We start from the raw sequence: 14,339 nt of genomic DNA, 5'->3' as shown, positions 1-14,339 counted from the left end.
AATTGAATTTGCGCAACTTATTATACGTTATCTGGAAGTCACAGGCAGTACAAGCATCCTACCAAACCTAGTCGCGTAACTATTGCTGCGCATAAAATAAGCGATGACATAAGCCTGAAAACAGAGGCAAGTATTTTAAAGCAAGCCGGATTAAAGTAATTTACGAGGAGAAATTTCTATGTACAAAAACTACCTGGACAATTATATTTTTCCCGCCATTATAGAAAAAAATGAAAAAAACTACAATATATATTTTCCTGATTTACCGGGCTGTGTTGCCTCGGGTGAGGATATTCAGCAAGCTGTTAATCAGGCTAAGGGTGCCTTGGAATTGCATCTTTGGGGAATGGAGCAGGATGATGAGGTTATTCCGGTTCCTGAATATAGAGATATGCATATTGCAGCCAATGAAACCATCTGCTTTATTGATGTGAATATGTTTGGCATACGTGCAAAGATGGATAACCGTTCCGTTAAGAAAACTCTCTCGATTCCCTGGTATCTGAACGAATTGGCAGAAAAGAAAAAGATTAACTTTTCTCAGTTACTGCAAAGAGCACTTAGAGCGCAGCTAGGGTTGTAAAAATATATGAGGACGGTGCGCACTGTCCTCTTTTTGCAGTGGCTTGAGGGAGAAATGTTTCTTGACAGATTAAAGACTTACCTTTATACTATAAATAAAGGCATAGTCCTGTTTGTTGCTGCTTGACATGCAACTAAAATATAGTCAAGTTCAAATGTTTGTTGCTGCTTGACATGCAACTAAAATATAGTCAAGTTCAAATGTTAAAGACTTCATTCGTATTGAGTGAAGTCTTTTTTTCGAGGTGTAAGATGCTAACTGGTCATTTTTATTACATACGAGATGAGTATTTCCGTGATTTTCAAGATGAAAAACTGATGTCTAATAAAGAAATTTCTCAAGGACAGGCTCATGACAGACCATGTTTTTATGCGTTTGAAGACAAAAAAACAGGACTCTTTTGGCTTATCCCTATATCGTCACAAGTTGAAAAATATGAAGCTATTTACGATAAGAAAGTAGCCAAGTATAAACGATGTGATACGTTAGTCTTTGCGGAAGTTTTAGGTTATAAAAAGGTCTTCTTGTTGCAAAATATGTGTCCTATATCGCAGCAATATATTAAAAATGAATATTGTAATAAGGCTGGGGAAGCTGTAAAAGTAAAATTTTCTGTTGAGAAGGAAATTATTAAAAAAGCTAAACGGATATTAGCTATGCATAGAAAAGGAATAGGTCTTATTTTTCCTGATGTCATTCACCTAGAAAAATTATTACTGCAAATTAAGGAAAATGTTTAATGAGCTGTATTGATCTATACCTGATAGTATGTCCTTGAAAAGCCTAAGGCGAATAAGTTACAGCGAAAGCATGAATAATTTTATTAAAGTAAGAGGACGGTACGTACCGTCCTCTTTTTGCATACGCAAGATAGCTTTTGACTTTTTTGCTGAAATACAGTACTATGTAAGTAGGATAGTGTGTTTAGAAAGGTTGGTGTCTTATGAGTCAACAAAAATATATTTCTGACGAGCAGGTTGTAAAACGTGCTAATTGTGCCGTAAAAATTGCATTAGAAAAGAAACGTGCTATGGATGTGCCTATTTTTACATATGATAGGGAAACGCAGAGTATTTGTGTAATTGGCAGTGATGGTAGCAAAACTCAGGTATGTGGGAGATATAATCATGGACGCTATAGCGAAAGAGTCAAATAAAAAGCCGGAGATAATTGTTTTTGCTGGACCAAACGGTTCCGGTAAGAGTACTTTTACAGATTTATTAAAACCACCTGTTGACTATATTAATGCTGATGAAATCAAGAAAAATTTAAAATGCGATGATTTGACTGCAGCGCAAATTGCTGAAAAGCAGAGAGAGGATCATTTGAAAAATAGAGAGGACTTCTGTTTTGAAACAGTTATGTCTACACCTAGAAATTTAAATTTGTTGCAACGAGCTAAGGAAGCAGGTTATTTTATACGTTGTTACTATATTTTAACTGTTGACCCTTTTATTAATGTTTATCGAATAAAATCTCGTGTCGCAGAAGGTGGACATGATGTGCCGGTCGAGAAAATAATAGAACGCTATGATAAGGCTTTGGCTCAGGTTTGTGATGTTGTTCATGTTGCAGACGTTTGTCATATATATGACAACTCGACAGAGCAACCTTTTCGTATTTTCAAAAAACGCAAGAGTGAGGAATTCTTTGATGTTTGCGATGAGTGGCATCAAGAAGATATTAAGCTTTTAACTGGTAGCGAAAATATGCAGTATAAGAACTTAAATAAATGAAAAGAGGACGGTGCGCACCGTCCTCTTTTTATCTACATTCCGATGTATAAAACCTTTCAAAAACACCAATTTACATACATTGCAATGTATGTAGTTGGCAAAAATCAGTACTTTTCTGCATCGCAATGTATGAAGTTCTTGCAAAATCAAAGCATGCTGTAATCAGTATGCTTTTTTTATGATATAATATAAATTAGTATAGAATAATTTTGAGGTGAAGCTTGTGCGGATAATTGAAGGTGCAGAATCATTTCTGCTGGAGGGAAAGAATAATAAGGCAGTTTTGCTCTTGCATGGTTACACCGGTGCGCCGTCGGAAATGCGTCCGCTGGGTGATTATCTGCATGCGCTTGGTTATACTGTGAGCTGTGTGCGCCTTCCCGGCCACGGCACGAGCATCAAAGACCTGGAGGCAACCACCGCGACGGATTGGTATGCTGCTGCTGAAGCGGAATGCCTGGAGCTGCTGGCGCGCTTTAACAGCGTTTATGTGGCAGGCCTGTCGATGGGTGGATTGCTGGCTATCAAGCTGGCAGCAAAGCTGCCGGTGAAGAAGGCTGCCTTTATTTCGGCACCTATTTTTGTGCAGGATAAGCGTGCGCCGCTGTTGGCGTTCTTGCGCTTTTTCATCCACTACCTGCCTAAGCATAAGAAGAATTATCAGGAGCTGCAGGAATATTGCATCTCCTATGCCAAAATGCCGACGAAGCCGTTGATGAGTCTTTTTAAGCTGCTTAATGAATGCAAGAACCAGCTGCTGGCGGAAATCAAAATCCCCTGTTTGATTTTGCAGTCGAAAACAGAGCATACCGTGCAGCCGCGCAGTGCCGAATATATCTATAACAAATTAGCTGCGGCCAGCAGCAGAAGATTAGTCTGGTTTGAGCACAGCGGGCATATTCTGACACTGGACCGCGAGCATGAGGCAGTTTTTAAGGAAATCGCCGATTTTTTTGCTGAATAAAAGGATATTGAAGGGTAGACGAAGAAATATGGATAAGTCATTGTTGAATAATAACGAATACAGCTGGTGCTTTGCCTGTGGCAAGGATAATCCCAGCGGGTTACATATGCGTTTTGAAATTGACGACGACAAGTGCACAGCGTATTTTACGCCGCGCCGGGAGCACCAGAGCTATCCCGGACGTATGCACGGCGGACTGGTGGCAGTGTTGCTGGATGAGGTGACAGGCAATTATCTTTTTGCCAAGGAGGGCAAGCCTTCCTATACGGCGAAGATTGAAATCCGCTACCGTCAGCCGTTGGCGATAGGTGAAGAGGTTGTCTGCACCGGGCGCGAGCTGAAGCGCAAGGGGCGTATGGTTGAAATGCAGGGAACTATCTGCAAAAAGGATGGTACGCTGTTGGCGGAATGTCTGTCGAAGATGATGATTGTGGATGAAACGCCGCAACCGTCGCGCAAGCTCGCCGCAGGCGAGGGTGAAGAAGAATAGAGGTAAAATTATGCAGACGAAGGATGTACGTGAAAAAATATTAAATTTTATGCGTGAAGAAAGCTATGCACCGATGACCTCGGAGGAGCTGGTGGATGCGCTGGGGCATGATGTTAATCCCAACAAGTTTTGGGATGAGCTGCTGGCGCTGGAGCAGAACGGCGAGATTATTAAAACACGCTTTGAAACATACGGCCTGCCGGAGAAAATGGGCCTGGTTGCCGGACGCTTTCAGCTGACGAGCAAAGGCTTTGGCTTTGTTATTCCGGATAACAAGGGCGACAGACCGGACGTGTTCATTCCGCCGCGTGCTTTGCAGGGTGCGATGAACAATGACCGCGTGCTGGCGCGCGTGAACAATGCGGCGCAGGGCAAAAAGCCTGAGGGCGAAATCCTGCGTATCATCACGCATGCTAATAATAAGGTGGTAGGCGTATTTCACCAGACCGGTGATTTTGCCTTTGTAACGCCTGACGACAAGCGCATCGGTCAGGATGTATATGTTATGCGCAAGCACTTTAACGGTGCGAAGGATGGTCAGAAGGTAGTAGTAGAAATTACCGAATGGCCGCAGGAGCACCGTAAGGCCGAGGGCAAGGTTACCGAGGTTTTGGGCAACATCGGTGATGTGGGTTTGGAGATTCTGTCGATAATCAAGCAGAATGATCTGCCGCTGACCTTCCCGGATGAGGTGCTGGAGGCTTCGCGCAAGGTGCCGAAGTCTATTAAAAAGAGTGAGCTGGCAGGACGCCGTGATCTGCGTGAACGCACTGTCGTAACCGTCGACGGCGAGGATGCTAAGGACTTGGATGATGCTGTTTATGTAGAGCAGATTAACGATAACGAATACCTGCTGGGCGTTTATATTGCGGATGTCAGCTATTATGTTACGGAGGACAGCGTGCTGGATAAGGAAGCAAGAGAGCGCGGCACAAGCGTTTATCTTGTCGACCGCGTACTGCCGATGCTGCCGGAGCGTCTGTCGAACGGTATCTGCAGCCTGAATGCCGGTGAGGACCGTTTGTCCATGGCCTGCGAGATGCATATCGACAAAATGGGCAAGGTGCTCAGCTACGAGATTTTTCCGGCGGTTATCAATGTACGTCACCGTTTGAGCTACAATATTGTGCGTGCAATTTTGGCAGGCGACAAGGAAATGTGCGACAAGTATGAGGACATTTTGCCGATGATTGCCCGCATGGATATTTTGCGCCAGATTTTGCATGACAAGCGTGCGCGTCGCGGCGCTGTAGACTTTGATTTGCCGGAGCAGAAGGTTATTCTGGACGAAAAGCTGCATCCGATTGAGATTGTGCAGCGCATCCACGGTAATGCGGAGTCGATTATCGAGGAGTTCATGCTGGCGGCCAACGAAACAGTTGCGCAGCATATGTTTAACCAGCACTGGCCGTTCATCTACCGCGTGCATGATATTCCAAGCGAGGAAAAGATGCAGGAGTTCGCTAAGCTGTTGGCAAACTTTAATATTAAATTTATCCCTAAGGAAGAAACGGAGCCGAAGGATATTCAGCAGGCCGTGAAGGAAATCGCCGGCCGTCCGGAAGAACGATTGGTAACTACGGTAGCGCTGCGCTCCATGAAGCAGGCAGTTTATCAGACGGACAACATCGGTCACTTCGGTTTGGCGGCGAAGTACTACACGCACTTTACCTCGCCAATCCGCCGTTATCCGGACCTGATTGTGCATCGCCTGCTGCGCGCCTGGATGGCCAAGCCTACACTGAAGGAAGCAGATGCCGAAAAGCTGGGCGATAAGCTGGACGTTATTGCTGACCATTCTTCTATTCGCGAGCGTGCGGCAGCGGATGCGGAGCGTGCAACCGTTGACCTCAAAATGTGCGAATATATGGAAGACCATATCGGCGAAGAATTTGACGGCGTTATTTCCGGCGTAACGGCCTTTGGTATGTTCGTTGAGCTGGAGAACGGCGTAGAGGGACTGGTGCATATTTCCAGCCTGATGGATGATTACTACGAATATTACGAGGAGCGTTATGCCCTCGTAGGCACGCACAGCGGTCACACCTATCGCCTGGGTGATAAGGTGCGCATTGAGGTGCTGCAGGTAAATATCAGCGATGTAAGCATCGACTTCATTATGGCAGGGGAAAACGCAGGCGTGCGCGAGCACATCCGCCAGCAGCTGCTGATGAAGCAGAAGCCTAGCAGCGGACGCAGCACGCAGAGCATCGCTCTGAGCGCGGAAACGCAGAAGAAAAAGCACAAGGGCGCGAAGAATAAAGAGGCCGGACGCCGCAGCGCCAAGCACGGCAAGCCTGCGCCGAAGAGCAGTTCTAAGGGCGGCAGCAAGTCCGGTAAAAAGAGCAGAAAAAAGAATAGGAAAAGCAGATAATTATGGCAGAACAAAAGATTAAAATTATAGCAGAAAATCGTAAGGCACGCCATGACTTTACCATTTACGAAACCTTTGAGGCAGGCATTGCGCTGACCGGTACGGAGGTAAAGTCCCTGCGTGCGGGCAAGGCGAACATGAAGGACAGCTATGCGCAGGTAACACGTCAGGCGGAGGTCTTTGTGTATAATCTGCACATCAGCCCCTACGACCATGGCAACATCTTTAACCATGATCCGCTGCGCAGCCGCCGCCTTTTGCTGCACCGTGCGGAGATTAACAAGCTCATCGGCAAGGTGAAGGAAAAGGGCTATGCGCTTGTACCGCTCAAGCTGTACTTTAAGCATGGTCTGGTGAAGATGGAGCTGGCGCTGGCAGTAGGCAAGAAGCTGTACGATAAGCGTCAGGATATGGCCAAGCGCGACGCTAAGCGTGAGATGGAGCGCGCGCTGAAGGACAGGAATCGCTGATAGACGGGTGAATTCACAAATTCTTCATGCACAGTCATTTGACTTTTTGACTAAAGCATAGTAAAATATCATTGTAGCGTATCGGCTCTTTCACCGATATATTCCAATTTGGGGATGTACTGGTTTCGACGGGGGTAGGTGCGGTATGATAAGCGAGCCGTGGTTCCATCTGCACGATAATCGGTGGGCACGTTTAAATATAAACGCTGAACAAGAATACGCTTTAGCAGCTTAATCTGCTAACTGTCTCTGAGCCTCCTCCCGCGGGTGAGGAATGACAGTCAATAGTGGGATACCTTAAGGCTGATTCCTATAGGCTTTAAGGGAAACTCTGTAGGATAGCAATGTGAAGGCCCGTCGTCAGGCAATCGCAGCGCGAAACAAAGTATGACGTCTGCGCTCGGAGAAAGTTGTATGGCAATATTTTCGGACAGGGGTTCGACTCCCCTCATCTCCACCAGAATTAGTCCAATCGTGACAGTTGATTGGTGGAATAAAAAGCAGAGGATAGTGTATAACAGCACTATTCTCTGTTTTTGTTTGAAAATGATTTTATATACAGGAGTGTAGAGATAGAGTAGATAATTTCCAATGCTGTTTATTATATACTGCAGTAGTCCTTTGTGCTATAATTCTATTATAGAAGTAACGTGAAATGCGAGTATGTTAAAGCAGATGGGCAGATTTGTTAATCCTGATAAAAGCGCTTTTCAAAATGCGGTTAACGGAGAAATATATATAGATAAGAGCAGATTGATAAATAAAAATTTTTAAAGCATAAAAAAGCCTACTGGATTATATGGTCAGTAATTCAGTAGGCTTGATTTTTGGAACATGTCGGTGTTCAACCGATGAACAAAGTATAACATATAATAACGAGGTGATCGTGGAAAAAGGTGCGCGTCAGCCTTTTTTCGCTTGTAGCTGATAATTTGTGCCAAGTGTCCCAAATAATATATAAAATTTAGGACACATGCTGCTCTTGTTGATGCCCATGCTACTCATTATTCTAAGCAGTGTGATTGACAATTATGATTAGAATGATTAGAATATGATTAGAATAGAACTAGGGAGTGAGCAGAATGAGATTCCGGGAAACAGAAACGGTTGAATTAAAGTCCATAGTGATGGATGATATCAAAAAAGAGATTATTGCTTTTGCCAACTGTGACGGAGGCACGATTTATGTAGGTGTGGCAGACGATGGCACAGTGTTGGGAATTGAAAATGCGGATAAATGTGCCTTGCAGATTTCCAATATGGTACGGGATGCCGTAAAGCCGGATGTTACTATGTTCATTCACTATGAAACGCTAGAATGTGATGGAAAAGCAGTTGTGGCCGTCAACATTCAGCGCGGCACAAACCGTCCCTATTATCTGGCAAAGAAAGGACTGCGGCCTGAGGGTGTCTATGTGCGGCAGGGATATTCTTCTGTACCGGCAACAGATACGGCTATTCGGCAGATGATCAAGGAAACCGATGGAGATAGCTTTGAGAATATGCGGTCTATCAATCAGGCATTGACCTTTGAGGCAACAAAAAAGGAATTTGAAAAACGCAATGTTGTATTTGGACAGCCGCAAATGCAGACTTTGAAAATCGTTTCCGCAGATGGCATTTATACGAATTTAGGGTTGCTCCTGTCTGAGCAGTGTCCCCACACAATCAAGGCGGCCGTGTTTGAAGGAATCAATCAGAATGTATTTAAGGATCGCCGGGAGTTTTCCGGCTCTCTTATGCAGCAACTCAATGAGGTCTACGACTATATTGATTTCCACAATCAGACACATGCGACATTTCGGAAGCTTTTGCGGATTGATACACGGGACTACCCGGAGGTCGCCGTCCGCGAGGCATTGCTGAACACGCTAGTACACCGAGATTATTCTTTCCGAGCCAGCACCTTGATCAGCATATACGATGATCGGATTGAATTCGTGTCCATCGGCGGGCTGCTTCCCGGTTTGGAACTTGACGATTTGATGATGGGTGTTTCTGTTTGCAGAAATCCGCACCTTGCTAATGTTTTTTACCGCTTGCAGTTGATTGAAGCATATGGCACCGGCATGAAGAAAATCATGGGAGCTTATGCAAATGCCCTGGTGCAACCGAAGATCAAGACAACTAACAACGCTTTTAAAATCATTCTTCCTAATGTGAATTTCACGCCAAAAGCAGCAGAAGCACATAAGAAATTTGAAAATGCGGCAGCTCTGGACTTGGATTCAAATGAGGAAAAAGTTCTGCAATTTTTAAGGGAGCACCTGATGATTACCAGAAAAGAAACACAGACACTGTTGGAGGTTAGTCAGTCTACGGCTGGTCGTATTCTGAAAGCAATGGTAGATAGTGGTCAAATCAAACAGATTGGTGGAAGTCGTACCACACGGTATGAACTTAGAAAAGAGTAATTTATAACAGACAAACCACAAAGGTTTGACGCTATTGATTTTGGTTTTTCGAGACAGGCTTGATACAGTATTTTTACGCAGGGTGAATATTGTCTGCGGCGGCGTAATCTTTTTTTACGGAGTGAAGTTGTTGCTAAACTTTTAGGAACTTGTATGAGGCTGTAATATAAGAATAGGGATGTGGCTGTTAGTTACCTATAACAGCACGAGGATAATGTACTTTCGCGGTACGTTATCCTCTTTTTTGCTTTCAGGATGAATTTAAGCATAGGTGATGTAAAATTTTTATTCTATAGCTTTTTTATGAGAGCAATGACAGTTTCTGTCCATGGCATCATATATAATTTAGTTATAAGATTCCTGGGCGATAAGTTTCAAGAGGCTTTGGCTAAGGTAAAGATTTGCGGTTAAATGTTATATATGCTGATTTTAGTTTATCTTGAACCGCTTGTGTTGGAAAACACATTTAGAAGAATTATTAACCTCGGAAGCACGTGGCATATAAGCTGTATTTTGTAGTATAATTATATAAACAAAATACGGAGGTTAATACTATGACTAGAGAAATGCATATGGGCGACATTGTGCGCCATTTTAAAAGAGAAACTGTCGAAAATCCTACGACGGAATACTTATATAAAATACTGGCCTTTGCCGAGCACACGGAGACCGGCGAAAAGCTGGTGGTGTATCAGGCGCTGTATGCTCCGTTCAAAATTTGCGCCCGTCCTTACGCTATGTTTATGAGCGAGGTGGACCGCGAAAAATATCCTGCGATTAAGCAAAAGTACCGCTTTGAGGTTGTGCAGGAGTTCTGATTGCTTAGGCGATTATACCGGTGGTGCATATAATTTTATTTGCAGGAGAGAACGGAAATGCTTTATCCGAGTTTAGACCAATATGATGTTGATATAAAAAAAGCGCTGGCCTACGGCTTTGTGCGGGAGGGCGCAGGGCTGACACTGCGCAAGACACTGCCGGAAACAGAGTTTTACGCTGTCGTTACGCTTGCAGGCAAGGCCTTATCCGTAAATGTTTTGGAACGTGATACAGATGAGGAGTACCTGCCATTTAACGTTGCCGATAACATCAGCGGTTACGTTATGAGCGTGCGCGAGAAAGCAGAGGCTCTGCTGGAAGAAATAAAAACGCAGTGCCTGATTAAAAGCAATGTTAAGCTGCAGCTGATGGATTACTGCTCGCAGCGCTTCGGCACTGTACCCGACGCTCCGTGGCCGGAAACACCGGAGAATTTTACCTTTAAGACGGCGCGGAGAAATAAATGGTACGCTTTGTTTATGACGATTCCCTATAAAAGCCTGGGCTTAGCGAAGGCGGGGAAGGTTGATGTTTTGAATATTAAGCTGCCACCGGCAAAGATTGAGCAGCTGGTGGACAGGCAGCATTTTTATCCTGCGTATCATATGAACAAAAAGCATTGGCTGACGGTAATGCTGCAAAAGGATGCAGACATTTCGTTGGTGCAGGAGCTGTTGGCGGAAAGCTATCAGCTGGTGGAAAAATAGCAAAGGAGATTGAGCAAGTGTTACATATAGGTTGTCATTTATCCTCATCGAAGGGCTTTCTAGCGATGGGAAAGACGGCGCTGTCGATCGGTGCCGATACGTTTCAGTTTTTTACGCGCAATCCGCGTGGAGGCAAGGCGAAGGCTGTGAAGCCGGAGGACGCGGCGGCGCTGAACGCGTTGATGCAGGAGCACAATTTTGCGCCCATTCTGGCACACGCACCGTATACGATGAACCCATGTGCAGCAGACGAAAAGCTGCTGGAGTTTGCGCAGATGGTGATGGAGGGCGATTTGGCGATGCTGGAATATGTGCCGGGGAATATGTATAATTTTCATCCCGGCAGCCATGTGAAGCAGGGAGCTGAGGTTGGCATAGAAAAAATAGCGGCGCTGCTCAACAGTGTGCTGCACAAGGATTTGCATACCACGGTTCTATTGGAAACGATGGCCGGCAAGGGCACGGAGGTTGGCCGCAGCTTTGAGGAGCTGGCGGCGATTTTGAGCAAGGTGCAGCTTAACGAAAAGATGGGCGTCTGCCTTGATACCTGTCATATTTTTGACGGCGGTTATGATATAGTCAACGATTTGGACGGCGTACTGGCGCAGTTCGATAAAATTATCAGCTTGGAGCGCTTGAAGGCTGTGCATCTGAACGACAGCCTGAATATTTGCGGCAGCCACAAGGACAGGCATGCGTGCATCGGTGCAGGCAATATCGGCTTGGAGGCGCTGACGGCGGTGATTAACCATCCGGCGCTGCGCACACTGCCGTTTTACTTGGAAACGCCGAACGAGCTGCCGGGCTACGCTGCGGAAATAAAGCTGCTGCGTGAGCGCTTTAAAGAGTAATATACCAAGGATTTTTATAAGAGGTGAATGATAGAAATGGAAATGGCTTATACGGAGCTGAATGCGAAGCTGTGCGCTTTTTTGGATAAAACGCCCAACAGCTTTTTTGCCGTGAAAAATATTAAGGTGGAGCTGGCGGCTGCAGGCTTTACCGAGCTGCAGGAAAACAGCAGATGGCAGCTGCAGGAAGGCGGCAAATATTATGTCAGCCGTAACGGTTCGGCGCTATTGGCCTTTGTGCTTCCCAAAAAGGCTTACCTGGGCTTTCAGGTTTACGCCTGCCACTGCGATTCGCCGGCGTTCAAGCTGAAGAATAATGCGGAAATTGTGGTAGATAAAAAGTATGTGAAGCTGAATGTGGAAAAGTACGGCGGCATGCTGCTGAACACCTGGCTTGACAGGCCGCTTTCCGTTGCCGGACGTGTGCTATGCAACGTTGACGGCCGCTTGGAAGCGCGTCTTGTTAATGTTGAGCAGGACCTGATGATGATTCCGAATCTGGCAATCCACATGAACAGGGAAGCCAACGAGGGCGTAAAGCTGAACGCGCAGACGGATATGCTGCCGCTTATCGGCAGTGCTGCGGCTAAGGACGGCCTGCAGAAGCTGTTGGCGGAGGCCTGCGGCGTTACCGCAGAGCAGATTGTGGATACGGAGCTTTTCCTTTATAACAGAATGCCGACGACTACAGTCGGGCTGGAGCAGGAATATGTTGCCGGCGGCAGGCTGGATGATTTGCAGTGCGTGTTTGCCGGATTGCAGGGCTTTTTGGCGGCAGAAGCAGGCGAGAGTGTGCCGGTATTCTGCATGCTGGATAACGAAGAGGTTGGCAGCGGCACGAAGCAGGGCGCGGCGGCGACCTTCTTAAAGGATGCGCTGCAGCGCATCAACATGGCATTGGGCAGGGACGAGGAGGATTATCTGGTGTCCTTGGCCAACAGCCTGATGCTTTCGGCGGACAATGCGCATGCTGTGCATCCTAATCATACGGATAAGAACGACCTGACGAACAAGACCTATCCTAATGAGGGTGTGGTTGTCAAATACAGCGCTAACCAAAAATATACTACGGATGCGGTATCCGGCGCATTGGTGCAGCTGCTGGCTAAAAAGGCGAACGTGCCGCTGCAGCTTTTCTATAACCGTTCGGATATGGCAGGCGGTTCTACCTTAGGCAATATCTCTACCGCTCAGGTAGCAATCAAATCGGTGGATATCGGCCTGGCGCAGCTGGCGATGCATTCCGCCTACGAAATGGCCGGCGTTAAGGACACGGTGTATCTGGCGGAGCTGGCGCAGGCATTTTTTGCTGCCGCTGTGGCGGAGGCTGCCGACGGAACGTACTTCTTGAAGTAACAATTTAATATGTATAGATATAGGGGCATAGCAGATGCTGGTGACAGGTCTGCTGTGCCTTTGCTATTAGTTGCGGGCGTTTCGGCGTGGTGATATACTGAGCTTAGGAAGATTCATAAGCGAAAGTGGTGATTATATGTTGCAGGCAATACGCAGATTATCTAAAACTCATTTGGCAATGATAGTAGTCTGCCTGCTGGCGGTGGGCGGCGCTGTTTATTTCTTTTTGGCGCAGCGTGCAAGCCGTCATGCGGCGGAGCTTTTTAATTATTATATGGCAAAGCAGCAGGTGCTGACAGGCACGGTGACGGCCGAGGAGCTGCGCGCCGATATCTGGGGCAATGTATATTTTAAAAACCTGACCTGGGATTCGCCGGAGCATGAACGCCTGGTGGATGTGCCCGAGGGACGTATCAAAATCAAGCCGAAGGACATCATCCTGCGCATAGCAGGCATTGATACGGTGCAGGAGGTGGAGCTGAGCGGTGCTTATATTCATTTGGGCTTTGATGATAAAATGCACCTGGATATCCTGCAGAATAAAAAGACGGCGGAGGAAAGTATCCTGCCGGACGAGGTGCCTATGGAAAAGCGTCATCTGCAGATTAAGGGCAGGCTGCCGAATATTAAGCTGATTTTGCATGATACGGTGCTGTCGGCAGAATATAAAAAGCGTCACTTTATTTTGAATGACGTGGACGGCACGGCGCAGATACATGAGCATCAAAGGCTGGAGCTGCACTTAGCTGCGGGACGCTACGGCGGCAGCATTGCAGGCAAGGGACTGAATATTGACGGCACCTGCGACCTGAAGGGGGAGCAGAAGACGAATATCAATATCTGCCTGTATGATGTTATTCCGGATTCGCTGGGCATGAAAAATGTTAAGGATGCGATGACGGTGACTGGGCAGATGACCGGCAGCCTGAAAAAACCTGTGATTGATGGTGCGCTGGCGCTGAAGGAGCTGCATCTGAACGATTTGTATTTTACTAATATCGACGGCACCTACCATTATGAAAATGCGCTGATAACCTTTCAGGATGTGACTGGCAGCATTTTCGGCGGTACCTTTGATGCGATAGGCTTGTATCATTTTGATAATCGCTATTACAAAATCGATGTTGACGGCAAGAATCTGATGGCTTCGCTGGCTGCCAAAAGCAGCAAGATAAATACGAGCGTGGCCTTGAAGATTAAGTTCCGCAATGAGGGACCGCATGGCAATAATTTGGTATACGGCAGCTTTTCTACGGGCAAGGGAACATATATGCTGGTGCCGTTTTTGAGCCTGCGTGGCAGCTTCAGCGACCAGAGCGGTGAGCTGGCCTTTAGTAATGTAGAGATTGAAACCAAGGTGGGCACGTTTGAAAGCGATGTCTTTAAGATTGTGGACGGCAGATTGCAGCTGGGCGAGATTTTTTTGGCGAACGGCGAGGGCAGGCGTATACGTGTGAGGTAATGATTACTTTGTAAAAATATTTTTTAGCAGATAGTAAAAATGCTCCGCTTACTCTATTTTAGGGTAGGCGGAGCGTTTTCCTTTCCTATAAAGATGGGCTGCCGTACCTTGTG

General features: G+C 46.2%; 14 protein-coding genes, 1 other RNA gene and 1 pseudogene. All 16 read left to right on the top strand.

The features are described from left to right. Positions 1 to 6: 6 nt before the first annotated feature. Positions 7 to 159, top strand: coding sequence for a type II toxin-antitoxin system HicA family toxin (locus HMPREF9443_RS11120; protein ID WP_071585668.1), 153 nt, complete (start codon positions 7 to 9; stop codon positions 157 to 159). Between the two features lie 19 nt (positions 160 to 178). After that, on the top strand, positions 179 to 583 hold the full coding sequence (locus tag HMPREF9443_RS08390; protein WP_009146163.1) for a type II toxin-antitoxin system HicB family antitoxin: 405 nt from the start codon (positions 179 to 181) through the stop codon (positions 581 to 583). Positions 584 to 834: 251 nt separating this feature from the next. Continuing rightward, positions 835 to 1,323 carry a type III toxin-antitoxin system CptIN family toxin gene (cptIN, locus tag HMPREF9443_RS08385; RefSeq protein ID WP_040565354.1) on the top strand — a complete coding sequence of 163 codons (489 nt, stop codon included), beginning with the start codon at positions 835 to 837 and terminating at the stop codon, positions 1,321 to 1,323. 203 nt (positions 1,324 to 1,526) lie between these two features. Next, on the top strand, positions 1,527 to 1,739 hold the full coding sequence (locus tag HMPREF9443_RS10605) for a hypothetical protein (protein ID WP_021720543.1): 213 nt from the start codon (positions 1,527 to 1,529) through the stop codon (positions 1,737 to 1,739). Then, positions 1,711 to 2,319: a zeta toxin family protein gene (locus HMPREF9443_RS08380; RefSeq protein ID WP_040565353.1), complete on the top strand. Its 609-nt coding sequence runs from the start codon at positions 1,711 to 1,713 to the stop codon at positions 2,317 to 2,319. Before HMPREF9443_RS10605 ends, HMPREF9443_RS08380 begins: the two co-directional genes overlap by 29 nt. 223 nt (positions 2,320 to 2,542) lie before the next feature. Then, positions 2,543 to 3,283: an alpha/beta hydrolase gene (locus HMPREF9443_RS08375; protein ID WP_040565352.1), complete on the top strand. Its 741-nt coding sequence runs from the start codon at positions 2,543 to 2,545 to the stop codon at positions 3,281 to 3,283. A 28-nt stretch (positions 3,284 to 3,311) separates the two neighbouring features. Beyond that, complete coding sequence (locus tag HMPREF9443_RS08370; protein ID WP_009146157.1) at positions 3,312 to 3,773, top strand: PaaI family thioesterase; 462 nt, start codon at positions 3,312 to 3,314, stop codon at positions 3,771 to 3,773. A gap of 10 nt (positions 3,774 to 3,783) precedes the next feature. Next, positions 3,784 to 6,147 (top strand): ribonuclease R, encoded by a 2,364-nt coding sequence (gene rnr, locus HMPREF9443_RS08365; protein WP_040565351.1) that lies wholly within the window; start codon positions 3,784 to 3,786, stop codon positions 6,145 to 6,147. Between the two features lie 2 nt (positions 6,148 to 6,149). Next, complete coding sequence (gene smpB / locus HMPREF9443_RS08360) at positions 6,150 to 6,617, top strand: SsrA-binding protein SmpB (protein ID WP_009146155.1); 468 nt, start codon at positions 6,150 to 6,152, stop codon at positions 6,615 to 6,617. A 110-nt stretch (positions 6,618 to 6,727) separates the two neighbouring features. Beyond that, positions 6,728 to 7,077: a transfer-messenger RNA gene (gene ssrA / locus HMPREF9443_RS10600) on the top strand. Between the two features lie 622 nt (positions 7,078 to 7,699). Further along, positions 7,700 to 9,031, top strand: coding sequence for an RNA-binding domain-containing protein (locus HMPREF9443_RS08355; RefSeq protein WP_009146153.1), 1,332 nt, complete (start codon positions 7,700 to 7,702; stop codon positions 9,029 to 9,031). A 569-nt stretch (positions 9,032 to 9,600) separates the two neighbouring features. Next, a pseudogene (locus HMPREF9443_RS08350) lies at positions 9,601 to 9,849 on the top strand (DUF1653 domain-containing protein); the annotation flags it as partial. A gap of 57 nt (positions 9,850 to 9,906) precedes the next feature. Further along, on the top strand, positions 9,907 to 10,557 hold the full coding sequence (locus HMPREF9443_RS08345) for an MmcQ/YjbR family DNA-binding protein (protein ID WP_009146150.1): 651 nt from the start codon (positions 9,907 to 9,909) through the stop codon (positions 10,555 to 10,557). A gap of 17 nt (positions 10,558 to 10,574) precedes the next feature. Beyond that, entirely contained in the window at positions 10,575 to 11,408 is an 834-nt protein-coding gene (locus HMPREF9443_RS08340) for a deoxyribonuclease IV (protein ID WP_040565350.1), read from the top strand. Between the two features lie 27 nt (positions 11,409 to 11,435). After that, a complete protein-coding gene (locus HMPREF9443_RS08335; RefSeq protein ID WP_009146148.1) occupies positions 11,436 to 12,764 on the top strand; it encodes a M18 family aminopeptidase in 1,329 nt (442 codons plus the stop codon). 172 nt (positions 12,765 to 12,936) lie between these two features. Beyond that, entirely contained in the window at positions 12,937 to 14,226 is a 1,290-nt protein-coding gene (locus HMPREF9443_RS08330) for an AsmA family protein (protein WP_187363716.1), read from the top strand. Positions 14,227 to 14,339 lie beyond the last annotated feature (113 nt).

Source organism: Phascolarctobacterium succinatutens YIT 12067 (assembly GCF_000188175.1).
Lineage (GTDB): Bacteria > Bacillota > Negativicutes > Acidaminococcales > Acidaminococcaceae > Phascolarctobacterium_A > Phascolarctobacterium_A succinatutens.
The sequence above is the reverse complement of the archived record's forward strand: the minus strand, read 5'-3'. Positions and strand labels throughout refer to the sequence as shown.

What these genes read in the sequence shown, in the direction of transcription:
- HMPREF9443_RS08390 (WP_009146163.1), top strand. Translation starts at nt 179, where the DNA reads ATGTACAAAAACTACCTGGACAATTATATTTTTCCCGCCATTATAGAA.
- cptIN (WP_040565354.1), top strand. Translation starts at nt 835, where the DNA reads ATGCTAACTGGTCATTTTTATTACATACGAGATGAGTATTTCCGTGAT.
- HMPREF9443_RS10605 (WP_021720543.1), top strand. Translation starts at nt 1,527, where the DNA reads ATGAGTCAACAAAAATATATTTCTGACGAGCAGGTTGTAAAACGTGCT.
- HMPREF9443_RS08380 (WP_040565353.1), top strand. Translation starts at nt 1,711, where the DNA reads ATGGACGCTATAGCGAAAGAGTCAAATAAAAAGCCGGAGATAATTGTT.
- HMPREF9443_RS08370 (WP_009146157.1), top strand. Translation starts at nt 3,312, where the DNA reads ATGGATAAGTCATTGTTGAATAATAACGAATACAGCTGGTGCTTTGCC.
- rnr (WP_040565351.1), top strand. Translation starts at nt 3,784, where the DNA reads ATGCAGACGAAGGATGTACGTGAAAAAATATTAAATTTTATGCGTGAA.
- smpB (WP_009146155.1), top strand. Translation starts at nt 6,150, where the DNA reads ATGGCAGAACAAAAGATTAAAATTATAGCAGAAAATCGTAAGGCACGC.
- HMPREF9443_RS08355 (WP_009146153.1), top strand. Translation starts at nt 7,700, where the DNA reads ATGAGATTCCGGGAAACAGAAACGGTTGAATTAAAGTCCATAGTGATG.
- HMPREF9443_RS08345 (WP_009146150.1), top strand. Translation starts at nt 9,907, where the DNA reads ATGCTTTATCCGAGTTTAGACCAATATGATGTTGATATAAAAAAAGCG.
- HMPREF9443_RS08335 (WP_009146148.1), top strand. Translation starts at nt 11,436, where the DNA reads ATGATAGAAATGGAAATGGCTTATACGGAGCTGAATGCGAAGCTGTGC.